A 24,008-nucleotide genomic window follows, 5' to 3' on the forward strand; every position below is an offset into this window, starting at 1 on the left:
AAAAATTTATGCTTCGTGATGGTTGAATTGTTTTAAGAATCGAACATCATTCGTATAGAAATGACGGATATCGTCCACACCGTACTTCAACATGGCAATCCGTTCCACGCCGATTCCAAATGCGAATCCAGAGTATTTCTTGGAATCGAAGCCAGCCATTTCAAGGACGTTCGGATGAACGATCCCGCCGCCAAGCACTTCGATCCAGCCTGTTTGTTTACATACGCTGCAGCCTTTACCGCCGCAGATTTTACAAGAAATATCCACTTCGACGGAAGGCTCCGTAAATGGGAAGAAACTTGGACGAAGACGGATTTCACGGTCTTGCCCGAATACTTTTTTCGCAAATACGTCTAGCGTTCCTTTCAGGTCGCTCATGCTGATGTTCTCATCGATGACCAAGCCTTCAATTTGCTGGAATTGGTGGGAGTGTGTCGCATCATCGTTATCACGGCGATAAACTTTTCCTGGGCAAATGATTTTAACAGGACCTTGACCTTTATGTTTTTCCATCGTTCTGGCTTGAACAGGTGAAGTGTGCGTACGCATAAGGATTTCATCCGTGATGTAGAAGGAATCCTGCATATCACGTGCCGGATGGCTTTTTGGCAAGTTAAGTGCCTCGAAGTTGTAGTAGTCGCTTTCGACTTCAGGACCTTCCGCAACGGTATAACCCATCCCGATGAATAAGTCTTCGATTTCTTCCACGACACGTGTTAATGGGTGTAGATTCCCCTTGTTTACCGGACGTCCTGGAAGTGTGACGTCAATCGTTTCAGTTGCTAGCTTGGCATTGACTGCCGCAGTTTCAAGCGCTTTTTGTTTCTCCTCGATCTTTGTTGCGATTGCTTCCCGTACATCATTGGCTAGTGCCCCGATTTTCGGGCGTTCTTCGGCAGATAATTTACCCATGCCGCGCAATACCTCAGTGATTGGCCCTTTTTTCCCTAAATAAGCAACACGGACTTCATTCAGTTCTTTTAATTCGGAAGCGGCGGCAACTTTTTGCAACGCTTCTTCCTGCAGTTCTAGTAAACGTTCCTGCATCATGTCTTCCTCCTTTATTTTCCTTTTGTAAAAATGAACACAAAAAAACCCCGATCCCTAAAGGGACGAGGTTTATGTATCGCGGTACCACCCTTATTAGTGCACAAACAAAAAAGCTTCTGCACTCACTTCATTAAAAATAACGGCTCTTCACCGGAACATTTTTCGGACAATCTGTCTTCCCAATGCCAACTCGAAAGGTGAATTCACTTAAGCAATGCCATAAAAATGCTTTCAGTCAAGGCATTTTCTCCCTGGATATGGTTAACTAAAGCTACTACTCTTTGTCATCGTTGTTTTCATTATAAAATTCTGTTTTATTATATTATAATTCTTCGGCCGTTTCAAATCGATTTTCGTAAATGGTACATTAAAATCCCGGCAGCGATACCCACATTCAATGATTCGCTTTTTCCGTAGATGGGAATATAGAGGTTTTTAGTCGTTTTCTCCAGTAATTCCTTCGATACTCCTTGGCCTTCATTACCGACCAGCAGGGCAAACCGGGAAGACTTTTCCACTTCCTCAAATGGCGATGCGCCTTCTAATGCCGTGCCATAAACCGGTGTGCCGCTTTGCTTCAGCTCATCGATGATTTCGGAAAGGTTCCCTTTAATGACAGGCATATGAAAGAGGCTTCCTTGCGTCGAACGGACCACTTTAGGATTATACAAATCAGCACACCCTTCGCCAAGTATCACCGCATCGATTCCAGCTGCATCCGCTGTCCTGATCATCGTTCCAATATTACCCGGATCTTGAACGGCATCGATCAACAATAGCTTATCCGGATTGATGGACGCCATGCTCGTTGATTTCTGCTCACAAACCGCAGCAATTCCCTGCGGGGCTTCGGTATCGCATATCGCCTTCATAATATCATTTTTCACATAAATGAGTTCTGTGCCTTCCACCTTAAAATGGGCAGGCATTTCAGTTTCTTCATTTATGATCACTTCCAAGACGATTTCTTCTTTTAAGGCTTCTTCAACTAGGTGAAAACCCTCGATTAAATATTTACCTGTTTTATCGCGTTCTTTTTTGGTCAAAAGTTTTTTCCATTGCTTAACTTGCGGGTTTTTTACGGATTCTATATATTTCAAGGGTAAACGCTCCTTTAACTTCACACTGATTTTCCTATTATAACGCAATTCACATACATATTGCATGCGAGTTTGTGAAATGCTATTAATGTCAGTCATTATGTGTTAGAGGAGGAATAATTATGAATTTAAACTTACGTAATGCGATCATCCAAAATGTATCTGGAAATTCGCAAGAGCAGCTGGAAGACACGATTGTCGATGCCATACAAAATGGCGAAGAAAAAATGCTTCCTGGATTGGGAGTATTATTCGAGGTCATCTGGCAAAATTCATCCGAGCAGGAAAAACAGGAAATGATTACTGCCCTTGAATCAGGATTAAAAAAATAACAGCCTTCAGAGGCTGTTATTTTTTTAATTTCGCTTCGCCAGCCTTAAGTTCTTCGATGGAGACTTCTTCATCAAGCAGCAAGATGAATTTTTTAGAGCCCACTTCTTCAAGCATCGCTTTTGTCTCATCATAAGAGTAGCCATATTTCGTGAAAAAGCTGCGTAAATCTCCAGATCCTTCATCTGTGAAGTAGTGGAAGATTTTTAAAAAAAGAGTGTCCTCCTTATCCTGATTGGCGATGATCAATATATCCGTATGTTCATTTCCAAGCTGCACATGATTTTTTATATCAGCTGCCACTGTCATTTGGGTGCCAGATACGCCTTTTGCTTTTAAGTCTGAAATTGCAGCAAGTAGTTCCGGATTAGAGTCAAAAACACCATATACGTTTTTTTCCATGTTTCTCCCCCTCCTTGTTACTTTACTTAAAATAAAATTCCTTTGTCATTATACCTTGCAGCTTTATCAATAAACAAGCAAATAGTCTATGGAGACGAACAAGGGAACCCTCTGCCTAAAGGGTTTTTATAAAAATAACAGCCTGTAGCTAACTCTAAGAAAATCGAGTTTGCCTGCAGTTTTATTAAAAAACGCTGCAGTTGATTTCAGAATCCGCCCCCTTTCCGCCGACTGTCTGCCAAGCCACATCAAAGCAAGCGGCTGCGGTGGCTCGGCTAGCCAGTAATTCGTCAGGAGGGTCGCACATTTCTTCAATCCAATAACGACTACAGTAAAAAAACAAACAAAAACAGCCTTATGCAGGCTGTTCTTGTTGCGTATTACAGATTGTCGGTATTGATTCGATTTTTGATGTATTCATCTTGTAAGCCTTCCTCTTGCTGTCCGCTGGCTGTCGGGCTCAGGGTCCGATCCAGTGATCCTTGAGCATCAAGGGCTTTGTCAGTATCGGCAGAAAACGGGTCTGCATGAGGGTCGCTAGCCAGTGTCCCTTCCTGAATCCCTGGTTTTTGCTTCTTGAATTTTTCTGTGGAATTCCCCCAGATTTCCCTTTCTTGAGCTCGCTTCATATCCAGCTCTTCATTTTCATAGATATTGGCGGAATTTCCGTGAAGCTCTTCGCTTCTTCCTGGCTGTGCTTCCATTTCCCTTGTTTGATAGGCATTCGCGGTTGTTTCCGGAAAAAGGTTCGGGTCCGGATTGTTCACCACCCCTGTTTTAAGCGGATTCTCTGCAGGTGCGCCCGTATCCTCGATGCGATTGGAAGTTATGTTCTCTCGTGCTGTTACGGTTTCCGATTCATCTATAAGAATGAGGAATTTTCCGGCCTCCACTTCATTTATATAAGCGGTTGCTTCACTATCGGCAAGCCCTAACTCACCTAGACGGTTCCTTATATCTTCAGAACCCTCGTTCAGGAAAAAGTGTTTCATTTTATCAATGAAGGATTCCTCGTTAGAGTTAGTAACGACTTCGACATCCGGATCATGCTTTTCATTAACGAAATCCAAATCTTCTTTCTTATCAGCCATTACCGTTATTTCCCCTTCATGAACCCCCTTTTCCTTGAGGGATTGTATAGCCTGGATCATTTCTCTTTCCGTATTAAAAACACCATATAACGTTTTTCCCATGCATATTCCTCCTCATTTTTCCGATATTTCTTCTTATGTGTATTTATACCCTGATGGGTGCCAATTAAACAAAAAGGTTTGCCTTCCCTAAGCTCGAACCTTTAATCAGCCTTTAAAAACCAAAAGGAAACCTGCAGTTTTTAAAACTGCAGGCCATTTCCTTCACGCTTAGAAGCGGTCGGTTCTACGTTCAGTTGCCTTTTTCTCATTCACGATCGATTCATCTGTACTATCAAGCTGGATATCTTCCTTTTTAAGAGTATCCTGAACTTGTTCCGTTTCTTGTACAGCATGTTTCTTGATGACAATTTCATCGGTGACAACCGGTTTTTTCGAAACTTCCAGTTTTTCTTCAACAACCGGGATTCGTAATGTTTCCCCATCTTCAATGGTTCCGGTTTCCCGATTCGCTTCACGTCCTGAAACCGATCTATGCTCAACTGTCACTTCTTCGTGTTCAACAGGGACATTGATCGTTTTATGCTGTTCATTGACTTCTTTATTAATGACGACTTCTCCTGTCTGAACTCTTTCTTTGTCAATGTTCAGCTGTTCTTCCCGAAGTGTAAGTGTCCTTTCATCTTCTGGCAATTCACGGCCTTGTCCGTTGACTCCATAAACATCTTCTTTATTTAAAGCATCGGTTTTTTCCGTGCCATTATATAGTGGGTTGGTGGAGTTAGTATCAAGCCTTGTACCGGCAGTGTCCATTGTTCCGGTCGTGAATTTATCTCTTGCCGTTCCAAGATGGCCTTCACCTTCTTCAACCAGAACCAGGACTTTTCCATTTTCTACATCAAAGACATGTTCAGCCGCCTCACTATTCGAAAGGCCTGCATTCGCCAATCTTGTTGAAAGGTCTGCCGTATCTTCCGGCATGAAGAAACGTGCCACCTTGTCCATAAACGATTCGTCGTTAGGAACATTCGTCATTGTATGAACATCCGTTTCGCGTTTGTGGTTCGTGAAATCCAATGTTTCTTCCTTATCCGCGACGACAGTAATATCGTCCCCTTCAAAACCCTTTGCCTTAAGTGCATTAATTGCTTGGATCACTTCTGCGTTTGATTCATATACTCCATATACTGTTTTATTCATTTTACATTCCTCCTTAGGTTTTGTTGTTTCGTTTAGTGGATGCTATATATAAACACTACCCGCCATGGTCCTAAGTAAACGAGGAATCAATATTTCTTTTTTGTTATAACATTTACAATTTGTTCTCAGCACAGAACGCCTTATCATCTAAAATCCAGGCTTTACAAAGGTTTCCTCATTTATTAAAATGTAATGTTTAACCAAATAATCCCATTTATTTTCTACTTACATTCTTTTTCTTCTATTATAAAGCCACAGCCTTTATTAGCAGGTCTGCAATATGCACCGCTTTCGTACATTCCCCCAAGTTTTCCCTCTCGATCCCCAATTGCATTTGTAACAGACAGCCAGGGTTTGCCGTGACAACAATATCGGCCTGTGTCGATTTCGTGTGCTCCATTTTAGAGTCAAGAATATTCATGGACATCTCTGATTCAACAATATTATAAATCCCAGCAGAGCCGCAGCATCGATCGGCATCTTTCATTTCCCTGAAATTGATTCCTTCTATCGATTGAAGGAGAATTCGCGGAGCCAAGGAGATGTTCATCACATTCCGTAAGTGACAGGAATCCTGAAAAGTTACGGATTGAGCTGGCAGCTTCAGGGGAACTTTTTCCTGAAAACGCAAATCAACAAGAATCTCGCTGATATCTTTCAACTTATTTTTAAAGGCGATTGCACGGTCGTGCCATTCCGGTTCAGCCTGAAGCAGATGGTCATAATCTATGAGAAAAGCTCCACAGCCGCCGGCATTCGTAATAATATAATCAACTTCCTCCGCTTCAAAAGCTTCTATATTACGCTTGGCCAGTTGCTTTGCACCTTCTTTTTCACCACTGTGCCCATGCAGCGCCCCGCAACATGCCTGGGATTTCGGAATCACGATTTCACATCCGGCCAACTGAAGAAGCTTTAGTGTGGCCTTGTTCGTTTCCAAAAACATCGTATCCATCAAGCAGCCGGAAAAGAAAGCAACCTTTTTGAGCGGCGTTCCGATTGCAGGCAGCTCGGTTGGCCTATTATTCATTTCTGATTTTTTCGGGACTTTCGGCAGCACTTTTTCCATGGTTGCCAAATTATTCGGAAGCAGGTTGAGGACTCCCGTTTTACGGGCCATGTATTGCAGTCCTGATCTCTGATAGAAGCCAAGCAAACTCGTCATGGCCTGCATTCGCTCCTGGTGTGGGAATAACCCACTAAAAACGGCCTTGCGGATCGTTTTAACAGGGTAACTGTGTTTTTTATTCTGATGGATGATATCCCTTGCTTCTTCAAGAAGATGTCCATATTTGACACCTGAAGGACACACAGGCTCACAAGCCCTGCAGCCGAGGCAAAGACTCAACGAACGTTCTACATCCTCATCAGGCTCAATCACACCATCCGCCACCGCTTTCATAAGTGCGATCCGGCCCCTTGGTGAATAGGATTCCTTCAGCCCCGATTCTATGTATGTCGGGCAATGGGGTAAGCAAAAGCCGCAGCGCATACAATTCAACAATTCATCTTCATTCATTTTTTCCGCGAATTGAATGGCAATGGTTTCCCTTTCCTGAACTGTCGTCATGAAGTAACCACCACCCTTTTCCTGGTTTCCTTGGCAAATACTTTACCGGGATTCATGATGTTATTGGGATCGAAAGCTTGTTTAATCGCCCTCATGGCCTCAATCCCTTCTTTCTTCAGCTTCCATTCAAGATACGGGGCCTTCATGGCTCCCACACCATGTTCACCGGTAATCGTCCCGCCAAGGTCGATAGCCGCGGCAAAAATGTCGGCAAAAGCGAGCTCCACCCTCTCCATTTCCTCATGATCACGAGCGTCGGTAATGCACGTTGGATGCAGATTCCCATCCCCAGCATGACCAAAAGTGCAAATGTCCACGTTATGCTTGTCTGCAATTTCATTAATTGCTTTAACCATTTTGGCAATTTCCGAGCGGGGAACTGTGGCATCTTCCAAAATGGTCGTCGGCTTGAGGCGTGCCAGTGCGGAAAGGGCTGTCCGTCTTGCTGTTTTCAAGGCGACAGCGTCAGATTCCGTTTCGGCAATTTCCACTGAAACCGCCTTTTCCTCTAGACAGATATCGGCCATCCTTTTCATATCACGTTCCACCACTTCAGGCGGACCATCCTGTTCAATCAGCAGGACGGCTTCCACATTGGTGGGCAAACCGATTTTCGCGAAGTCCTCAACAACGATCAAAGTCGGCCGATCCAGAAATTCCAATGTAACAGGAATGATTTTATTTGAAATGATCTTGGCCACTGACTGGGCTGCAGCATCCAGATCTTGATATAAGGCAAGCATCGTCTTTGTCGTTTCCGGCATGGGGATCAGCTTTAAGATCGCTTCCGTAACGATTCCCAAGGTCCCTTCCGATCCGACAAATAGTTTCGTTAAATCATATCCGGCTACGTCTTTGGCAAGTTTGCCCCCTGTTCGAATGATGTCCCCATTCGGCAGGACAACTTCAAGCCCGATGACATAATCACGGGTGACTCCGTACTTTAATCCTCGCAGTCCACCGGAGTTCTCATTAATGTTGCCGCCAATCGTGGAGATTTTCATTGAACTTGGATCTGGCGGATAAAACAATCCCTTTTCTTCAACTGCTGAAATCAAGTCCAATGTGATGAGCCCAGGCTGTACGGTCGCCGTTAAGTTCTCCTCATCTATTTCAAGTAATGAATTCATTCGATTGAATAAAAGGACAAGCCCTCCCTCTGTAGGGCAGGTGCCTCCGCTCAAGTTCGTCCCAGACCCGCGTGGAACGATTGGAACATTATATTCGTTACAAACTTTGACGATGGCTGCGACTTCAGCTGTGCTGCCCGGTTTAATGACAGCATCCGGCATCGCTTGAAAGCCTGGCGTTGCATCATATGAATAGACTAGACATTCCACTTTTGAGTCATCGTAATTCTCCTGACCGACGATGGTAAGAAGTAGCTGCTTAACCTGCTTTGTTAACATGTACATCCTCCTCATAAACATAGGAAATTCGAGATTTTTTATATGATGTAAGTATAAGAAAAAAACACTCAACCTTCTATGTAAGAACATATAGAATTTAGTGCTTTCCAGAGAATTATTTTGTATGTTTATCCAATACTCTTACTGCTAGATACATAGTGACTAAATCGGCTAGCTTCCTAGGGTTCAGTCGGGTCAAATCCTCTATGCGCTTAAGCCTGTAATGAAGGGTATTGATATGGATATGCAGGGCTGCGGCTGTTTCCTTCAAAGATAGATCACATGCAAAATACATGGAAAGGGTTTTAAGCAGCTCCTCATTAGGAAGCAGCTCCTGAATCGTCCTGGATAAATACTCCTGTCTTGTTTCAGCGGTAACTTCATCAAGCAGTACCTCAAGCTTCAAGTCCTCGTCAAATATGATTCCCGATGAAGGAAACGCGATTTTCAAGGAACGTTCCGCTTTAAAAAACGCTGACCTGAAAGCGGATCCTGATGCACGCGAACTAACTCCTGCACACACTTTATAACCCGAACTCTCCTCCAGCTTTTTTTGCAGTTTACTAAGTTTCTTATATTGCTGGTTTTTTGAACCGATGAAATCTGCTATTGAAAGAATGACGAATTGGTTCCTCCCCCAACGGACTGCGATGTCATTGAGATGCTGCTGTCTTATGTATATCTGAAGCGTTCTCCATACATGAGGTTCAATGATTTCCTCAGTCTTGAATTCACCATATGTGATGATCCGGTCTGCATGAACATCGACCCCAAGCAACTTGGCCTTCTGAAGGAAGTGTTCATTGAACGTCTGCAGCTGATGCCATTCAAATACGAAGAATTCCATCAGACGTGATTGGGATTCTGCTTGTTCGATATGATAGCTTTCCTGAATGAACATCTCCGTCATCTTTTTTAATAGTTCCGCATAAGGGGAAACATGTTTGGGGTCACCTGTAATTCCAATGACACAAAAAGCTTCCTGGTTGAAGAAAATAGGCAGGTTTATACCTGCCTTCACTCCCTTCCAACTTCGTTCATCCTGTTTGTTGATGATCAATTTCTCACGATTGTTGAAAGCGTGGATGGCTCCTTCATGATAAGATCCAATACGGCTTCTGTCGGTGCTGGCGATAATTGTGCCAGCATGATCAATAATGATGATTTCCTCTTCAATCAGTTTCCGAACCTCATGAACCAATTTTCCTGCCACAGCTGCCAATTGCATGATATTTCCTCCTTTTTTGTATGGGCTTGATAAATATTTCGAGGCTCCCCTATGAAAGGAGAGCCTCATTCTACTTATGGAATCATCCAGGAAAGGACGCCATTTTGCAAGAAGGTAATTACACAAACAAGCAGCAATAAGAAAAGACTATGTTTGAGCGTGAATCTCAATAATTCCGATTCCCTGCCCGCCAATCCCACGGCAGCACATGCAATCGCTATCGATTGTGGTGAAATCATCTTTCCAGTGACCCCTCCGGAAGAGTTCGCCGCCAGTGCCAGGACCGGTTCCATCCCCACCTTAAGAGCGGTCACTTTCTGCAGACTGCCAAATAAGAGGTTGGCTGATGTATCCGATCCGGTAATGAATACACCCAGCCAGCCGAGAACCGGTGCGAAGAACGGAAATAAATCACCCGATTTTGCAAGGGTCATCCCTAATGTTGTCGACATGCCTGAAGAATTCGTTACATAGGCAAAGGCCACCACGGTAGAAATCATCAAGATCGGTTTTGCCAACTCTTTCATCGCTTCAACAAAGGTGCCAAAGAAGTCTTTTGCTGACATGTGTGCGATGAACTTCGTTACGATGGCAGCCAGTAAAATGGCCGTCCCGGCTGCTCCGAGCAGTTCTATTTTATAGAAAGCCGCAATCGGCAATCCATTGCTTCCGATTATTTCATTATGCAGACCTGGGACTTCGATTTGGAAGGTTAATAGCTTCCCGATTTCATTGATTGCGCCAAGCAGCACATTGTTGCCTTCATAATGTCCGGAGAGTGCCGGCTTTATTGGGTTCATCCCCCAAATTGTTATGAAAAGCGTTAACAGAAGGAATGGTGACCAAGCATGGAATATCTGCCATTTCGTATATTTTGCTTCCGCTTCGGCTGTATATAAAGGTTCGACAGTGGCTGCCGTTTCCTCGGATGCAAAGCGAAAAATCGTTTTAGGTTTCCAGAATTTAAGGAAGATCGCCAATGCAAACAGTGACACTAACGCCGAAAGGATGTCCGGTAATTCGGGCCCAAGAAAATTTGAACTTAAGTACTGTGTGACGGCAAAGGAAATTCCGGAAACCAGAATTGCCGGCAGGACTTCAAGCGACCTTTTCCACCCAGTCATTATCAAAATGAGATAAAGCGGAATGAAAGCCGAAAGGAATGGCAATTGGCGGCCGACCATTTTTGAAATCTCCATGGCGGCTATGCCAGTAGGGCCTTCCATGGCGATGATCGGTATTCCAACCGCCCCGAATGCTACCGGAGCGGTATTCGCGATCAAACAAATCCCGGCTGCATATAGCGGGTTAAATCCGAGACCGACCAAAAGCGCGGCTGAAATGGCGACCGGTGCTCCAAATCCCGCGGCACCTTCTAAAAAAGCACCGAAAGAAAATGCCACCAATAATGCCTGAAGACGGCGGTCTTCCGTAAGCGAAAGCACCGAAGAACGAATGATATTGAATTGTCCGCTTTTAACGGTCATTTTGTACAAAAATACGGAGGTGATGATTATCCATCCGATTGGGAGCAGTCCATATACAGCTCCCTGTGAAGCAGACATCACTGCTTTTCCTGCAGGCATTCCATATATCAATATAGCCACTGCAATAGCTACAATCAACGTGGTTATACCTGCAATGTAACCTTTCATACGTTTGATGGTAAGTGCCCAGAAAAAGTAAAGAATTGGAATGAGTGCGGCAAGAGATGATAAAACTAAATTATCGGTGATCGGCGTAAAGTTTTGTGTCCATGTCATTCATTTCGACTCCATTTTCTATAGTTTTTTTAAAAATTCAGAAATCAACCGTTAATTGAAACCCCTTACATATCGAAATATTCAAAGTCATCAGATGACTTGATGAGTACTCATTAAAATTAAATGATTGAAAATATAAAATCAAGATTTTTTTTATTTTTTGTTGATTTTTTAACTCTTCTGGAAGTGTCAAAGATCATTTGTGTTATATAATATTAACCAGAGAAACTCATAGAAAATAGAGGTGCTACTACTTGGTATATAAAAAAATAAAGCCGAAAAAAATTTATGAAGAAGTCAGCGATGAACTTTATGAAATGATTCGGTCAGGCAGCCTGAAACCAGGTGAACAATTGGATTCCATTCAGCAGCTTGCGGAAAATTTCCAAGTCGGGCGCCCGGCCATCCGTGAAGCATTAAGTGCATTAAGTTCAATGGGTCTTATTGAAATAAAACAAGGTGAAGGAACATTCGTTAAAACCTTCGACCCCGCCATCATGAACCACCCCTTGTCTGCCGCCCTTTTGATGGATCAAGACAATATCAAGCATTTACTGGAAGTTCGGAAAATACTTGAGTCCGGTACGGCAGAAGTGGCAGCGAAGAAGAGAACGGAAGAAAACCTTATCGAACTCAAGGACAGGCTTTTTGATATGGAAAAGGTATCAGATGATGAAGAACTAAGTGATAAAGCGGACATCGCCTTCCATGTTGCCGTGGCAAACGCATCACAAAATGAGCTGCTGATTACATTGATGAACCATGTTTCAGAATTAATGACGGAAAAGATGCGTGATATCCGTCGGGTTGCGCTTTATTCCGAAGAGATGACACTCAAGCAGCTTTACCAGCAGCATGTCAGGATTTATGATGCAATCTTGGCACAGGATGAAGACGGAGCCCGCAGTGCCATGCTGTTTCACCTTCAAAGCGTCGAGGAATCGCTGGACCGGGTCATCCAAAAAAATCAGCAAAAGAATCATTGACATTCCTTTAAATTTCAAAAATACCCTATACAAAAAAGGATTAAATTGATATATTATTTTGAAAACGATTACTTCATTTAAAAAATCTTGGAATTGGTATCTTTTCTCAGCCATTTCCTTTTTCCATTTTCTAGTCATCAGATGACCTGTTAACCTATTTGAAAAAGGAGGAGTTCAGATTGAAAGTTACTCTCTTTGCAACATGTTTAGTAGATTTGTTTCAATCCAATGTCGGCAAAGCGACAGTGGAGCTACTCGAGAGATTAGGCTGTGAGATCGATTTCCCGGAGTCCCAGATATGCTGCGGACAGCCGGCATATAATAGCGGGTATACGAAGGAATCGAAGGAAGCCATGAAAAAGATGATTAAAACGTTCGCGGATGCTGAATACATCGTAACCCCTTCCGGTTCCTGTGCAGCGATGTTCAAGGAATATCCGGCCCTTTTCAAAGGCGATGCCGAATGGGAAAAGAAAGCTGCATCATTAGCGGCTAAAACATATGAATTGACCCAATTCATCGTGGATGTCTTAAAAGTGATCGACGTCGGGGCGACCCTTAAGGGAAAGGCCACTTATCATACTTCATGCCATATGACACGGCTGCTTAAGGTCAAGGAAGCACCTGCCATTTTATTAAGCCATGTCAGGGGGCTGGAAATGACACCACTTCCGGATGCCCAAAACTGCTGCGGGTTCGGGGGAACCTTTTCGGTCAAGATGGGGGACATTTCCGGGCAAATGGTCGAGGAGAAAGTTTGCAATATTGAAGATACCGGGGCCGATTTTTTAATCGGAGGGGATGCAGGATGTTTGATGAATATCGGCGGACGGATCCAAAGGAAGGGGCAACCGGTGAAAGTGCTTCATATTGCGGAAGTCCTGAATAGTATTTAAAGAAAGCGAGGAGGGGAAAATTTTATGGCTATGAAAACCAGCTCTGCCAAGTTTAAAGACCGGGTGGATGAAGGAATACATAATGATTTTATGCGATTGGCCGTATCGAGTGCCCAAGAACGATTACACGGACGGCGGCTGACTGCCGTTGATGAATTGGGAAGCTGGGAGGATTGGCGTTCCCTTGGGGAAGAAATCCGGCAGCATGTGCTTAGTAACCTTGATTTCTATTTGCATCAGCTTGCAGAAAATGTTTCGAAAAGAGGCGGTCATGTCTTCTTCGCTCAAACGGCTGAAGAAGCAAGCGGATACATCAAGGATGTTATTGTAAAAAAGAATGCCAAAAAGGTCGTGAAATCCAAATCGATGGTCACGGAAGAGATCAATTTGAATGCCACTCTTGAAGCAGTTGGGCTCGATGTCGTTGAAACGGACCTTGGTGAATATATTTTACAAGTGGATGATCATGATCCCCCTTCCCATATCGTCGCACCTGCTCTCCATAAAAATAAGGAGCAGATTAGGGATGTTTTTAAAGAAAAGCTTGCATATACGCAAACTGAAAAACCGGAAGAGCTTACCGCCCATGTGCGGGGCATTCTGCGGAAAGATTTCTTAAGCGCCGATGTAGGCATTACCGGCTGTAATTTTGCGATTGCGGAAACGGGCTCGATCGGTTTGGTTACGAATGAAGGAAATGCCGATTTGGTCACTGCCCTCCCAAAAACGCAAATCACCGTGATGGGAATGGAAAGGCTTGTACCTACATTCGATGAATTCGAGGTCCTTGTCAGCTTGTTGACAAGAAGCGCTGTCGGCCAAAGATTGACCAGTTACATCACCGCACTTACCGGTCCGCGTGATGAAGGCGATGTAGACGGCCCCGAGGAATTTCACCTTGTGATCGTGGATAATGGACGCTCCTCCATTTTAGGAACTGAGTTTCAATCCGTTCTTCAATGCATTCGCTGTGCTGCCTGTATAAACGTCTGCCCGGTTTATCGCCAGGTTGGCGGTCATTCATATGGTTCAATATATCCGGGACCAATCGGTGCTGTGCTTTCACCCTTACTCGGAGGGTATGATGATTTCAAGGAGCTGCCGTATGCCTCCACTCTATGTGCAGCCTGTACAGATGCCTGTCCAGTAAAGATTCCTCTCCATGATTTACTGAGGAAGCATCGGGAAGTCATCGTTGAAAAGGAAAAAATGGCGCCGTTTTCAGAAAAGATGGCCATGAAGGCCTTCGGAATTGGTGCGGCATCGCCTATGCTTTATAAGTTCGGTTCCAAAATCGCCCCATCAGCGATGTCACCTTTTAAAACGGGGGATATCATCTCGAAAGGACCGGGACCACTCAAAACTTGGACAGAGAGCCGCGAGTTCCCTGCTCCAGGAAAGGAGAGCTTTCGGGACTGGTTCAAAAATCGGGAAAAAGGAGGGAAACCATCATGAATGGAACCATCCATAATGAAGGGACATTTTTAAACAATATAGCCAACAACCTGGGAAGGGCTCCTATTACGGAAGGCATCTCCGTTCCGGAATGGAAGCACGCCCCCCAAAAAGAAGTTTTGAAACATGCGACACCAAATGATCTTGTCGCGGAATTGAAGGAGCAATGTAAACGGGTGCATACTCAATTTCACGTTACCGACTCCAAACAAGTGATGCATTGTTTAAAACAGGTGATTGAGGAACTTGGAAACGGACCCTTGATCATCCCTAAGGACGATCGATTTTCCGACTATGGGTTAGAGGGTATCTTAAAGGAAAAAGATGTCCATATATGGAATCACCAAGCCGGGAATGAAAATATCGAAAAAGCAGAAAGTGCTAACATCGGAATCACATTCAGTGAGATGACACTAGCAGAATCAGCGACCGTCGTCTTGTTCAGCGACAAGGACCACGGCCGTTCCATCAGCTTCCTTCCTTCCTGCCATGTTTCCATCATTCCAAAAAGCACCATCGTTCCGCGAATGACCCAGGCTGCTGCGGTCATCCGTTCAAAAGTTACCCGGGGCGAAGTCGTTCCTTCCTGCATCAATTTCATAACAGGGCCGAGCAATTCGGCTGATATCGAAATGGACCTTGTCGTCGGCGTCCATGGACCCATCAAAGCGGTCTATATAATCGTCGAAGACAAGTAGAAATAAAAAAAAGAAAATGGAGAGGACCTAAATTAGGCCTCTCCATTTTTAACTTACACTATATTATTCGTAAATGATCCGATCAACCGCTTCGCGATCGAGGCGTTTAATCACTTCGACAATGAGCTTAACTGCATTCTCATAATCATCCCTGTGAAGCATTGCTGCGTGTGAATGAATGTAGCGTGTGGCAATCGTGATCGCCAGTGCGGGCACGCCATTTGCCGTTAAATGGATGGAGCCGGCATCCGTCCCGCCGCCTGGAATCGATTCATATTGATAAGGAATATTCATTTCATCAGCCGTGTCTGTGACGAAATCGCGTAATCCCTTATGTGCCACCATCGATGAATCATAGATGACGATTTGCGGGCCTTCCCCCATCTTACTCATCGCTTCTTTTTCGGAAACCCCCGGTGTATCACCAGCAATGCCGACATCGACGGCAAACCCGATATCCGGCTGAATTTTGAATGTGGATGTTTTGGAGCCACGCAGGCCGACCTCTTCTTGCACTGCGCCAATTCCATATACTACATTAGGATGGTCGCTGTCTTTCAGCTGTTTAAGCACATCAATGGCGATTGCACAGCCAATTCGATTGTCCCAGGCTTTGGCAAGCAGCATCTTTTCATTATTCATGACCGTGAATTCAAAATATGGCACAACCATATCCCCTGGCTTGACGCCCCATTCCTTAACCTCTTCTTTACTGGATGCACCAATATCAATAAACATATCCTTAATATCAATCGGCTTCTTCCGCGCCTCCGCTGACAGGATATGTGGCGGCTTGGAACCGATAATGCCAGTTATATCACCTTTACCTGTAACGATCGTCACGCGCTGGGCCAGCATTACCTGTGACCACCAGCCCCCTACCGGCTGAAAACGCAAAAATCCTTTATCATCAATTTGGGTGATCATGAAACCGACTTCGTCCATATGCCCGGTAACGACGATTTTCGGTCCGTTTTCATCACCCGTTTTCTTGGCAATCAAACTTCCCAGGCCATCTGTCGATATTTCATCCGCAAATGGTGTTATGTATTCGGTCATCACTTTTCTTACTTCACTTTCATTTCCTGCAATGCCTTTAGCATCCGTTAAGTCCCGCAGCATCCTTAACGTTTCATCCAATTGAGCCATTCTTTTACCTCCCTATAACTTACATTACAAGAATAATTATACAGACAATCGATTACATAAACAATCAGTAGCCTTGCTTTTGCCTTTCGTAATTCACTTCATTTTTGCTTACATATGCTTTTTCCACATCCGCTGCCGAAAATCCAAGCAACTCTCCTAAATGTAAATACGCAGCAAAAACTTTTTGGAAAGATGACTCTGTCAACTGTGTGCGAAATTCACTGATGTAGCCGTAAATAGCAGTAAATTGAATAGTCAAATCCTCCTGATGCATGTTGGGGGCAGATGGAACTTCCGGTACAAATCCCCGTTCGATCCCGAGTGACAAAATGAAATGAATGCCATCCACGTATTCAGCCAAAATCGTTTCTTTATCAGAGGGTCCTTTAAGACTCCAGAATTTAAAACATCTCGTTTCATTGGCAAGCTCTCCAAGCTCCACTAAAAGAGCAAGTATCTTCCGTTCCACCAAGTCTTCAGCACCCAATTCATGCTTTGATTGTATATGCTCATCCAAAGCTGCCTGCATTTCCATTAATTTACCTATGTTCATTTTCATCACTTCTTTCCTTGTCTTCCCCTAAATTATATCAAATAAATGAAACTTATTAAAAACCCATACGTAAATGAAAGGAATCACTCTGTTTAAGGAGGTAGCTCCATGGTATTGATCATGCGGTTCATTCTTTTGGCTCTCATCATTTTCTTAATATATACAGTCATCAAATACCTATTTAATCCGAAAAGAAAATTAGAGCTGGCACATGAACAGAAAAAGTTCTTTCTGCTCGACGATACAGCCAATATACGAAAGAATTTTTTATTGACGTACAACGGGGTGATGTTTGAAGGGGAAAAGTATCTAGGGACGACGGAACGCTCCTTTGAGGTCATCTCCATCTTCATATGGCCCAAGAAAGTGGCCGGCCTAAAAGGCTTGAAGCGAAATGACTTCTTAAAAATCGAGGAAGCCATTAAAAAACAATATCCGGATGCCGTTATTGATTGGAAGAGCCCTGTTAAGGAATTTTTACAAAAATGAAAAAAAATCACGCGTAATGAAGAGCCTTGAGAAAAATGTACTCAAGGCTCTATATTAATCATCTGAACGAAAAAATTCCTTCCAGGGAACGACCGTCTGCTTCTCTCTCAATAAATAGAGCAATAAGGTTAAGGATAATAAAATGATGACGATCAGGGTTGGACTGAAATCTGCAATATAGTGGCCAAAAACGGTATATACGAATGCTACAGGGAGATTGGTCATGAAGGATAGATAAAAATAATTTTTCAGCCCTTTATTGGATTCCAATAAGCAAAGCGACAGCAAGTAAAAGTGAATGAATGGTATTAGCCTCAGTACTGCAATTTGCCGGCTGTTTAGCTTTCGGTTTCCAAACAGCTTATTCTTAAGCCGCAGCAGCCTATCCTTTGTCTTCGGAAATTTGCCTATCACGAAATAAAAGGCCATACTGGACAACGTCAAACCGATTACCGAATAGATGGTTCCAAAAGCTGCCCCGAATAATACTCCGCCAGACATGCAAACCACAATGACGGGAATGAATAAAAATTGCCTTAATAAATGAAAAGTGATAAAAATCAACGGTGCAAACACGCTTCCTGATTGAACGTAGCTCATCACAAGTGTCAGTTTATCATTCATGCTCTCCCTCCAGCTACTCTTTGCTGCTTCTACAAGCATATACATTATACGGGCTACATATTACAATTGAATGAATATCTTAATCAATAAGCCTATCTGAAGAATCATCAATATAGGCAGGCCCCACTTAAAAGCGGCATGCTTCGTCTTATGGCGGAATTGCTTCATCCCCAAAAAGGACCCAGTCCCTCCGCCTATGACCGCCCAAAACCAAAGTGTCTTTTCACTGATCCGGTACTCCCCATTACGCGCTTTCCTTTTGTCGATTCCCATTAAGGCAAACCCGATGATGTTTGTGATGATTATATAAGCAGCAATGAACCATACTCCTTGCATCCTCATTCCCTCCTTTAAATATGTAAAAAGCCACCCTCTTGAAAAGAGAGTGGCTGTATCAGTCAGACTTATTTGTCTAATTGTTGTTTAGCAGCAGTTGCTAATTGAGCAAAAGCTTGTTCGTCAGCAACAGCAAGATCAGCAAGCATTTTGCGGTTCACTTCGATACCAGCAAGCTTTAGACCATGCATTAAACGGCTGTAAGAAAGACCGTTGATGCGTGCTGCAGCGTTGATACGAGTGATCCAAAGTTTACGGAAATCACGTTTCTTTTGACGACGGTCACGGAAAGCATAGTTTCCTGACTTCATTACTTGTTGGTTAGCTACTTTGAAAAGAATATGTTTCGCGCCATAGTAACCTTTAGCTAATTTTATTACCTTTTTACGACGTTTGCGAGTAACAGTACCGCCTTTTACACGTGGCATGTTATTTCCCTCCTATTTAACTCGATAAATCGAACTTATTTAATGTTGTCTAGCATATGACGAATACGTTTGAAGTCACCTTTGCTTACAAGGCTAGCTTTGCGAAGCTTACGCTTTTGCTTAGTAGATTTGTTAGCAAATAAATGGCTTGTGTAAGCGTTAGAACGCTTAAGTTTGCCGGATCCAGTCTTTTTGAAACGTTTAGCAGATCCGCGGTGAGTTTTCATTTTAGGCATAAGGTATTCCTCCTCATTACAAATTACTTTACAATTACTTTTCGTTTTTCGGTGCTAAGATAATGAACATGCTGCGCCCGTCCATTTTTGGGTGTTGCTCGATTGTAGCCACTTCTTTACATGCTTCAGAAAAACGAACGAGTACACGTTGACCAATTTCCTTATGCGTAATGGCACGTCCTTTGAATCGGATAGAAGCTTTTACTTTATCGCCTTTTTCAAGGAATTTAATACCGTTGCGAAGCTTCGTATTGAAATCGTGTTCTTCAATCGTCGGGCTCAAACGAACCTCTTTCAGACTGATGACTTTTTGATTTTTACGTGCTTCCTTGTCTTTCTTTTGCTGCTCGAAGCGGTGTTTTCCGTAGTCCATGATCCGGGCTACCGGAGGCTTTGCATTTGCAGCAACTAAAACTAGATCAAGATTTACACGAGCGGCAATTTCCAATGCTTCGAATTTCGTTTTAATTCCAAGTTGTTCTCCGTTTTGGTCAATAAGACGAACTTCACGGGCTCGGATGCCCTCGTTTACCATCGCGTCTTTACTAATAGTTAGCCACCTCCAAAGATATTGGCGAATACGAATATTTGAATAAATTCGGTCACGCTCACAACTCGCTTACAGGATATAATCATAATAAAAAAGTGTGGATGCATGCTGCACCCACACTGATAGACTCATTCAGAAAGATCCAAATAATCAAATCATGACCTGTTAACTGCATTGTTTGCGTCAACCAGGTGAGAAGCGGGTGCTTCTTCTTTTCATCAAACACGTATTCAATTCACTTTAGAAATATATCATAAACACTGATGACTTGTCAAATGCTAATTTATTCGTTTTTCACAACAAAATTAATATTATCAGACATTCAGTTATTTGACAATACGTTTTTTAAAGTAATTTGGACAAAAAATATTCATCATGATACTTCCCATCAAAAAACAGTGATTCCCGCTTTATTCCTTCCTTTTCAAAACCCATCTTTCGATATAAGGAAAGCGCAGGGGCGTTGTTTGCAATCACGGACAATTCCAGGCGCCGGATTTCGTTTGTCCGTGCATGCTCCTCCATTTTCTGAAATAGCTTCGTACCGATGCCTTTTCCCCTGTCCTGTTCATTGATGCCGATGACGATTTTGGCTGAATGCCTCGTTCGGCCCATTTGATTGCCCAATAAGATCAGGTAACCATTCAGTTCATGGCCGCTAGCAGCAACGAGGAAAACGGAAGGGGGATTTTTTTCGATTTGTTCCATTTGCTTCTCCATTTGTTTCGCTGTCGCTTTTCTTTCCCCAGGGTTGAACAGCATATACCCGGAATCTTCAACATGATTGAACAGAGCAGCCAAGTTACCCGCGTCTTTACTTGAAGCTCTTCTAATCTCCATTTATCCCACTCCCCCTTTAGTTACAGTCCATAATGACCGAAGCCATCAAATGTTAAGAGTCTTCTTTCGCCTTTTTCTTTTTCTCAATGGCGTCCCAAGAAAATAGGGCTATCCAAAAAAACAGGACCGGGACGATGGCGTATTGTCGATAACCATCCAATAACAATAAGATGATGATGACAAGGAATGTCGGTCCGAATAGATAAGTAAATTTCTTTTTCATGCTGCCCCTCCTTTTCATTGCTGTACATATTTTCACATGATGGTTTCATTTTATCATGCCATAATTAAAAAGAGGGACACAACTATATGTGCCCCTCTTTTTGCTGTTAACGGCTCACTTCCGCCTTAATCGCTGAAACGAAATCTTCAAAAGCGATCGTTTCGGATTTTTGTTCACCGTATTTACGTACATTCACGCTGCCTTCTTTGGCTTCATTGTCTCCAACGACCAGCATGTACGGGATTTTTTGCATTTGCGCTTCACGGATTTTGTAACCGATTTTCTCGTCACGTGTATCCAGGTCGACACGAATGCCTTGCGCTTTAAGTTTTTCCTGTACTTCTTTCGCATAATCCAAGTGCACTTCAGGTGAGACCGGAATCACTTGTGCTTGGATAGGTGCAAGCCAAGTCGGGAATGCCCCCTTGTATTCTTCGATCAAGTAAGCGACAAAACGTTCCATTGTGGAAACGACGCCGCGGTGGATAACAACCGGACGGTGCTGCTTGCCGTCCTCACCGACGTAATTAAGATCAAAACGTTCAGGAAGCAAGAAATCAAGCTGAACAGTGGAAAGCGTTTCATCTTTTCCTAAAGCAGTACGTACCTGAACATCGAGCTTAGGACCGTAGAATGCCGCTTCACCTTCCGCTTCAAAGTAATCCAGACCAAGTTCATCCATGGCGCCTTTTAACATGCTTTGCGCTTTTTCCCACATGTCATCATCATCGAAGTATTTTTCTGTATCCTGCGGATCGCGATAAGACAGGCGGAATGAATAATCCTTGATATCGAAATCTTTATATACTTCCAGAACCAGGTTCACAACGCGCTTGAACTCTTCTTTGATTTGGTCGGGGCGGACGAAAATGTGCGCATCATTCAATGTCATCCCACGTACACGCTGAAGGCCGGAAAGGGCACCTGACATTTCATAGCGGTGCATCAATCCTAGCTCGGCAATCCGGATTGGCAGTTCCCGGTAGCTGTGGATGCTGTTTTTATAGACCATCATGTGATGCGGGCAGTTCATCGGACGCAGGACAAGCTGTTCGTTTTCCATCTCCATGACTGGGAACATGCCATCCTGGTAATGATCCCAGTGTCCAGAAGTTTTATAAAGGTCCACGCTACCCATCACAGGTGTGTAGACATGGTCATAACCCAAACGTTCTTCCTTGTCCACGATATACCTTTCGATTGTCCGGCGGATGGTCGCTCCTTTTGGCAACCACATCGGCAGCCCTTGTCCCACTTTCTGTGAGCTCATGAACAAGTTCAATTCTTTACCGATTTTACGATGGTCACGCTCCTTGGCTTCTTCAAGGAAACGCAGGTGTTCGGCCAAATCTTCTTTTTTATAGAAAGCCGTACCGTAAATGCGTTGCAGCATTTTGTTTTTGCTATCGCCTCTCCAGTATGCTCCAGCGATGCTCAATAGCTTGAATTCTTTGATTTTCCCAGTTGATGGAACATGGATTCCACGGCAAAGGTCAAAGAATTCCCCTTGCTTATAAAGTGTTACCTGCTGATCGGCAGGAATTGCATCGATCAACTCCAATTTATACTCGTCGCCGATTTCTTTAAAACGGGAAATCGCTTCATCACGACTTACTTCGATGCGGGAAATTTCCAAGTTCTCGTTGACGATTTTCTTCATTTCTTTTTCAATCAATGGAAGGTCTTCGGGAGTCAATGATTCCTCCATATCCATATCATAGTAAAAGCCGCCCTCGATGACTGGCCCTACGCCGAATTTAGCGTTTTTGTACAAACGTTTGATCGCTTGTGCCATCAAGTGCGCTGTACTGTGACGCAATACTTCAAGAGCATCCGCTGTGTCCTGAGTGACGATTTCGATTGAACCATCTTGTTCAATCGGGCGTTTCAAATCATATAATTCACCATTGAATTTTCCAGCAATGGATTTTTTCCTTAAACCAGGGCTGATGGATGCAGCGATGTCTTCAGTTGTTGTGCCTTTAGCAAACTCCTTAACCGCTCCGTCAGGAAAAGATATTTTCAGTAATTCTGACATTGAGTTTCACTCCTTCTTATTGTTCGAACAAATTACAGGTATTTGATTCCATTACAACACAAAAAAGCCCGTCCCTGTATAAAACAGGGACGAGCTTAGTAATAAATATCATTAACCCGCGGTTCCACCCTCGTTCCAGCTTGCTTTTCACGGCAAAATGGCACTTGTAACTTGGTAACGGCAGCTTCCCGTCAGCTCATATTCGCAGAATGCCTGCTTTCCGAGCCGAAGTTTAAAGGTGGTAAGTGTTCCATGCGAATAGGAAGCTTACAGCCTGTTGGCTCCCCTCTCTGATAATCGGCGACTAGAATACCCTTGTCCTCATCATAACTTTTAGTTTTTTAATAGTATGTAGGAAATTATAATTTGTTATACGGTGAAAATCAAGGTTAATTTTCTTTTTTCCACGAAAGATCATTCAAATGCATAGCAAATGACGAAAGTGGCAGGATAGTGGCCCGTTCTTCGAAAATCCTTGAAATGGTCTGGATCAGCCCCTCTTCCTTGTCATCGGTATAGATACACAAGTTTTCAGGAGCAATCGATAAAAGCGGGGCAAGTATCACCGTATCGAGAAATAGTGAACTTTTGGCAAGAAGCCTCCTGTCGATCATACTATTGATTTTTGGACGGTCGAGCTTGCTGAACTTCTGATCATAGAAATGAAAACCATCCCGATTGACCAGGTGAAGCTTTCTTAATTTCGACTCCTGCCCATGAAGGCAATCACGGAGCGTAGCAATGAAATTTTGATAGTCCTGTTCCAGCTTATATTCATCAATCGCCTTGACGACATACTTTTCCAACGTGTGCTGAAATGATTTCAAACGGAAGGTCGTAAAAGAATCGAATGAAAAAGATACCTTTCCAGCCAAGATGCTTTGAAGTCCTTCCTCAATCAATCGTTTCTCCGTACTGAATGCTTCATCTTGACTCCTGGCTCTTTCCACCTCGATGATTGATGATGCAATTTCAATGATGGCTTCAATTTCTTCCCGTTCCCTATAAAAAAATTTACCGACTATTATTTGCTCCAGAACAGGAAGCGTCTTTTCTTCCAATAAAAAAGAATGAAATGCATCACGAAGCAGAATTAGCCATTTATCACCTGAAGACTCCGTCATATCCACATACATGCCTTGTTGCGGAAGAAATCGAATATATGCTTGAAATTCTGCCCCCAGTGGATGGACAGAAACGAAATTCAGTAATTTCAATGCCTCTGAATCGTTTTGAAAAGAAATTTGCACTACGACATCCCCCCTTCCCCCTTGCTTCTTTTTTCATGTATATGGGGATGGGGACGTGTTTAGAAGTAGGATGGGCCTTGTAAGAAGAAAAAAGTGACCTCCATTAAGAGACCA

26 protein-coding genes and 2 other annotated features are annotated in these 24,008 nt (G+C 43.4%); of the genes, 6 read left to right on the forward strand and 20 right to left on the reverse strand.

What is annotated here, in order from left to right:
* Positions 1-6: 6 nt before the first annotated feature.
* Complete coding sequence (gene pheS, locus ABOA58_RS19650; RefSeq protein WP_098370018.1) at positions 7-1,047, reverse strand: phenylalanine--tRNA ligase subunit alpha; 1,041 nt, start codon at positions 1,045-1,047, stop codon at positions 7-9.
* 58 nt (positions 1,048-1,105) lie between these two features.
* Positions 1,106-1,347: a binding site (T-box leader), on the reverse strand.
* Positions 1,348-1,391: 44 nt separating this feature from the next.
* Positions 1,392-2,150, reverse strand: coding sequence for a TrmH family RNA methyltransferase (locus tag ABOA58_RS19655; protein WP_350299661.1), 759 nt, complete (start codon positions 2,148-2,150; stop codon positions 1,392-1,394).
* 122 nt (positions 2,151-2,272) lie between these two features.
* Here ABOA58_RS19655 and sspI point away from each other — a divergent pair, with 122 nt between their 5' ends.
* Entirely contained in the window at positions 2,273-2,482 is a 210-nt protein-coding gene (gene sspI / locus ABOA58_RS19660; RefSeq protein ID WP_076364828.1) for a small acid-soluble spore protein SspI, read from the forward strand.
* A 16-nt stretch (positions 2,483-2,498) separates the two neighbouring features.
* On the opposite strand, the gene ABOA58_RS19665 is transcribed toward sspI, so the two are convergent.
* From ABOA58_RS19665 to ABOA58_RS19695, 7 genes are all read right to left on the reverse strand, one after another.
* Positions 2,499-2,882, reverse strand: coding sequence for a general stress protein (locus ABOA58_RS19665; RefSeq protein ID WP_350299662.1), 384 nt, complete (start codon positions 2,880-2,882; stop codon positions 2,499-2,501).
* 380 nt (positions 2,883-3,262) lie between these two features.
* Positions 3,263-4,075 carry a general stress protein gene (locus ABOA58_RS19670; protein WP_350299663.1) on the reverse strand — a complete coding sequence of 271 codons (813 nt, stop codon included), beginning with the start codon at positions 4,073-4,075 and terminating at the stop codon, positions 3,263-3,265.
* Positions 4,076-4,243: 168 nt separating this feature from the next.
* The gene (locus tag ABOA58_RS19675; RefSeq protein WP_350299664.1) at positions 4,244-5,173 is read right to left on the reverse strand and encodes a YsnF/AvaK domain-containing protein; all 930 of its coding nucleotides are present in this window, start codon (positions 5,171-5,173) and stop codon (positions 4,244-4,246) included.
* Between the two features lie 244 nt (positions 5,174-5,417).
* A complete protein-coding gene (locus ABOA58_RS19680; RefSeq protein WP_350299665.1) occupies positions 5,418-6,743 on the reverse strand; it encodes a (Fe-S)-binding protein in 1,326 nt (441 codons plus the stop codon).
* A complete protein-coding gene (gene glcD, locus ABOA58_RS19685) occupies positions 6,740-8,152 on the reverse strand; it encodes a glycolate oxidase subunit GlcD (protein ID WP_350299666.1) in 1,413 nt (470 codons plus the stop codon). The genes ABOA58_RS19680 and glcD overlap by 4 nt, the downstream gene beginning before the upstream one ends.
* A 115-nt stretch (positions 8,153-8,267) precedes the next feature.
* Complete coding sequence (locus ABOA58_RS19690) at positions 8,268-9,380, reverse strand: PucR family transcriptional regulator (RefSeq protein WP_350299667.1); 1,113 nt, start codon at positions 9,378-9,380, stop codon at positions 8,268-8,270.
* A 74-nt stretch (positions 9,381-9,454) separates the two neighbouring features.
* Positions 9,455-11,143 (reverse strand): L-lactate permease, encoded by a 1,689-nt coding sequence (locus tag ABOA58_RS19695; RefSeq protein WP_350299668.1) that lies wholly within the window; start codon positions 11,141-11,143, stop codon positions 9,455-9,457.
* Positions 11,144-11,397: 254 nt separating this feature from the next.
* On the opposite strand from ABOA58_RS19695, the gene ABOA58_RS19700 reads away from it, so the two are divergent.
* The 4 genes from ABOA58_RS19700 (at position 11,398) to ABOA58_RS19715 (ending at position 15,178) form a co-directional block, all read left to right on the forward strand.
* Entirely contained in the window at positions 11,398-12,129 is a 732-nt protein-coding gene (locus ABOA58_RS19700; RefSeq protein WP_350299669.1) for a FadR/GntR family transcriptional regulator, read from the forward strand.
* A 179-nt stretch (positions 12,130-12,308) separates the two neighbouring features.
* The gene (locus tag ABOA58_RS19705) at positions 12,309-13,025 is read left to right on the forward strand and encodes a (Fe-S)-binding protein (RefSeq protein WP_350299670.1); all 717 of its coding nucleotides are present in this window, start codon (positions 12,309-12,311) and stop codon (positions 13,023-13,025) included.
* A 24-nt stretch (positions 13,026-13,049) separates the two neighbouring features.
* Complete coding sequence (locus ABOA58_RS19710; RefSeq protein WP_230176764.1) at positions 13,050-14,480, forward strand: LutB/LldF family L-lactate oxidation iron-sulfur protein; 1,431 nt, start codon at positions 13,050-13,052, stop codon at positions 14,478-14,480.
* The gene (locus tag ABOA58_RS19715) at positions 14,474-15,178 is read left to right on the forward strand and encodes a LutC/YkgG family protein (protein ID WP_350302915.1); all 705 of its coding nucleotides are present in this window, start codon (positions 14,474-14,476) and stop codon (positions 15,176-15,178) included. Before ABOA58_RS19710 ends, ABOA58_RS19715 begins: the two co-directional genes overlap by 7 nt.
* A gap of 63 nt (positions 15,179-15,241) precedes the next feature.
* Here ABOA58_RS19715 and ABOA58_RS19720 read toward each other — a convergent pair whose 3' ends face one another.
* Together ABOA58_RS19720 and ABOA58_RS19725 are read right to left on the reverse strand one after the other, a co-directional pair.
* Positions 15,242-16,327: a M42 family metallopeptidase gene (locus ABOA58_RS19720; protein ID WP_350299671.1), complete on the reverse strand. Its 1,086-nt coding sequence runs from the start codon at positions 16,325-16,327 to the stop codon at positions 15,242-15,244.
* Positions 16,328-16,391: 64 nt separating this feature from the next.
* Entirely contained in the window at positions 16,392-16,886 is a 495-nt protein-coding gene (locus tag ABOA58_RS19725; RefSeq protein ID WP_350299672.1) for a dUTP diphosphatase, read from the reverse strand.
* A gap of 102 nt (positions 16,887-16,988) precedes the next feature.
* Between ABOA58_RS19725 and ABOA58_RS19730 the strand changes: the two genes are divergently transcribed.
* On the forward strand, positions 16,989-17,369 hold the full coding sequence (locus tag ABOA58_RS19730) for a sigma-w pathway protein ysdB (RefSeq protein WP_101222875.1): 381 nt from the start codon (positions 16,989-16,991) through the stop codon (positions 17,367-17,369).
* Between the two features lie 54 nt (positions 17,370-17,423).
* On the opposite strand, the gene ABOA58_RS19735 is transcribed toward ABOA58_RS19730, so the two are convergent.
* From ABOA58_RS19735 to ytxC, 9 genes are all read right to left on the reverse strand, one after another.
* Positions 17,424-17,993 (reverse strand): TVP38/TMEM64 family protein, encoded by a 570-nt coding sequence (locus ABOA58_RS19735; RefSeq protein ID WP_101222877.1) that lies wholly within the window; start codon positions 17,991-17,993, stop codon positions 17,424-17,426.
* 60 nt (positions 17,994-18,053) lie between these two features.
* On the reverse strand, positions 18,054-18,329 hold the full coding sequence (locus ABOA58_RS19740) for a DUF1294 domain-containing protein (RefSeq protein ID WP_350299673.1): 276 nt from the start codon (positions 18,327-18,329) through the stop codon (positions 18,054-18,056).
* Positions 18,330-18,397: 68 nt separating this feature from the next.
* Positions 18,398-18,757: a 50S ribosomal protein L20 gene (gene rplT, locus ABOA58_RS19745; RefSeq protein ID WP_034309067.1), complete on the reverse strand. Its 360-nt coding sequence runs from the start codon at positions 18,755-18,757 to the stop codon at positions 18,398-18,400.
* 35 nt (positions 18,758-18,792) lie between these two features.
* Positions 18,793-18,993, reverse strand: coding sequence for a 50S ribosomal protein L35 (gene rpmI, locus ABOA58_RS19750; RefSeq protein ID WP_034309070.1), 201 nt, complete (start codon positions 18,991-18,993; stop codon positions 18,793-18,795).
* 34 nt (positions 18,994-19,027) lie between these two features.
* Positions 19,028-19,528 carry a translation initiation factor IF-3 gene (gene infC / locus ABOA58_RS19755; RefSeq protein ID WP_034309072.1) on the reverse strand — a complete coding sequence of 167 codons (501 nt, stop codon included), beginning with the start codon at positions 19,526-19,528 and terminating at the stop codon, positions 19,028-19,030.
* A gap of 98 nt (positions 19,529-19,626) precedes the next feature.
* Positions 19,627-19,763 (reverse strand) — a sequence feature (ribosomal protein L20 leader region).
* Between the two features lie 125 nt (positions 19,764-19,888).
* A complete protein-coding gene (locus ABOA58_RS19760) occupies positions 19,889-20,383 on the reverse strand; it encodes a GNAT family N-acetyltransferase (protein WP_350299674.1) in 495 nt (164 codons plus the stop codon).
* 52 nt (positions 20,384-20,435) lie between these two features.
* Positions 20,436-20,606, reverse strand: a complete 171-nt coding sequence (locus tag ABOA58_RS19765) for a hypothetical protein (RefSeq protein WP_153246102.1) — start codon at positions 20,604-20,606, stop codon at positions 20,436-20,438.
* A 106-nt stretch (positions 20,607-20,712) separates the two neighbouring features.
* Entirely contained in the window at positions 20,713-22,644 is a 1,932-nt protein-coding gene (thrS, locus tag ABOA58_RS19770) for a threonine--tRNA ligase (protein WP_350299675.1), read from the reverse strand.
* Between the two features lie 389 nt (positions 22,645-23,033).
* Positions 23,034-23,894: a sporulation protein YtxC gene (gene ytxC, locus ABOA58_RS19775; protein WP_350299676.1), complete on the reverse strand. Its 861-nt coding sequence runs from the start codon at positions 23,892-23,894 to the stop codon at positions 23,034-23,036.
* Between the last annotated feature and the right edge of the window lie 114 nt (positions 23,895-24,008).

It is taken from the genome of Peribacillus frigoritolerans (assembly GCF_040250305.1).
GTDB lineage: Bacteria > Bacillota > Bacilli > Bacillales > DSM-1321 > Peribacillus.

What these genes read in the sequence shown, in the direction of transcription:
- sspI (WP_076364828.1), top strand. Translation starts at nt 2,273, where the DNA reads ATGAATTTAAACTTACGTAATGCGATCATCCAAAATGTATCTGGAAAT.
- ABOA58_RS19735 (WP_101222877.1), bottom strand. Translation starts at nt 17,993, where the DNA reads ATGAATGATAAACTGACACTTGTGATGAGCTACGTTCAATCAGGAAGC.
- glcD (WP_350299666.1), bottom strand. Translation starts at nt 8,152, where the DNA reads ATGTTAACAAAGCAGGTTAAGCAGCTACTTCTTACCATCGTCGGTCAG.
- ABOA58_RS19665 (WP_350299662.1), bottom strand. Translation starts at nt 2,882, where the DNA reads ATGGAAAAAAACGTATATGGTGTTTTTGACTCTAATCCGGAACTACTT.
- ABOA58_RS19690 (WP_350299667.1), bottom strand. Translation starts at nt 9,380, where the DNA reads ATGCAATTGGCAGCTGTGGCAGGAAAATTGGTTCATGAGGTTCGGAAA.
- ABOA58_RS19680 (WP_350299665.1), bottom strand. Translation starts at nt 6,743, where the DNA reads ATGACGACAGTTCAGGAAAGGGAAACCATTGCCATTCAATTCGCGGAA.
- ABOA58_RS19720 (WP_350299671.1), bottom strand. Translation starts at nt 16,327, where the DNA reads ATGGCTCAATTGGATGAAACGTTAAGGATGCTGCGGGACTTAACGGAT.
- infC (WP_034309072.1), bottom strand. Translation starts at nt 19,528, where the DNA reads ATGGTAAACGAGGGCATCCGAGCCCGTGAAGTTCGTCTTATTGACCAA.
- ABOA58_RS19765 (WP_153246102.1), bottom strand. Translation starts at nt 20,606, where the DNA reads ATGAAAAAGAAATTTACTTATCTATTCGGACCGACATTCCTTGTCATC.
- ABOA58_RS19710 (WP_230176764.1), top strand. Translation starts at nt 13,050, where the DNA reads ATGGCTATGAAAACCAGCTCTGCCAAGTTTAAAGACCGGGTGGATGAA.
- rplT (WP_034309067.1), bottom strand. Translation starts at nt 18,757, where the DNA reads ATGCCACGTGTAAAAGGCGGTACTGTTACTCGCAAACGTCGTAAAAAG.
- ABOA58_RS19670 (WP_350299663.1), bottom strand. Translation starts at nt 4,075, where the DNA reads ATGGGAAAAACGTTATATGGTGTTTTTAATACGGAAAGAGAAATGATC.
- ABOA58_RS19760 (WP_350299674.1), bottom strand. Translation starts at nt 20,383, where the DNA reads ATGGAGATTAGAAGAGCTTCAAGTAAAGACGCGGGTAACTTGGCTGCT.
- ABOA58_RS19730 (WP_101222875.1), top strand. Translation starts at nt 16,989, where the DNA reads ATGGTATTGATCATGCGGTTCATTCTTTTGGCTCTCATCATTTTCTTA.
- rpmI (WP_034309070.1), bottom strand. Translation starts at nt 18,993, where the DNA reads ATGCCTAAAATGAAAACTCACCGCGGATCTGCTAAACGTTTCAAAAAG.
- thrS (WP_350299675.1), bottom strand. Translation starts at nt 22,644, where the DNA reads ATGTCAGAATTACTGAAAATATCTTTTCCTGACGGAGCGGTTAAGGAG.
- pheS (WP_098370018.1), bottom strand. Translation starts at nt 1,047, where the DNA reads ATGCAGGAACGTTTACTAGAACTGCAGGAAGAAGCGTTGCAAAAAGTT.
- ABOA58_RS19740 (WP_350299673.1), bottom strand. Translation starts at nt 18,329, where the DNA reads ATGCAAGGAGTATGGTTCATTGCTGCTTATATAATCATCACAAACATC.
- ABOA58_RS19675 (WP_350299664.1), bottom strand. Translation starts at nt 5,173, where the DNA reads ATGAATAAAACAGTATATGGAGTATATGAATCAAACGCAGAAGTGATC.
- ABOA58_RS19725 (WP_350299672.1), bottom strand. Translation starts at nt 16,886, where the DNA reads ATGAAAATGAACATAGGTAAATTAATGGAAATGCAGGCAGCTTTGGAT.
- ABOA58_RS19695 (WP_350299668.1), bottom strand. Translation starts at nt 11,143, where the DNA reads ATGACATGGACACAAAACTTTACGCCGATCACCGATAATTTAGTTTTA.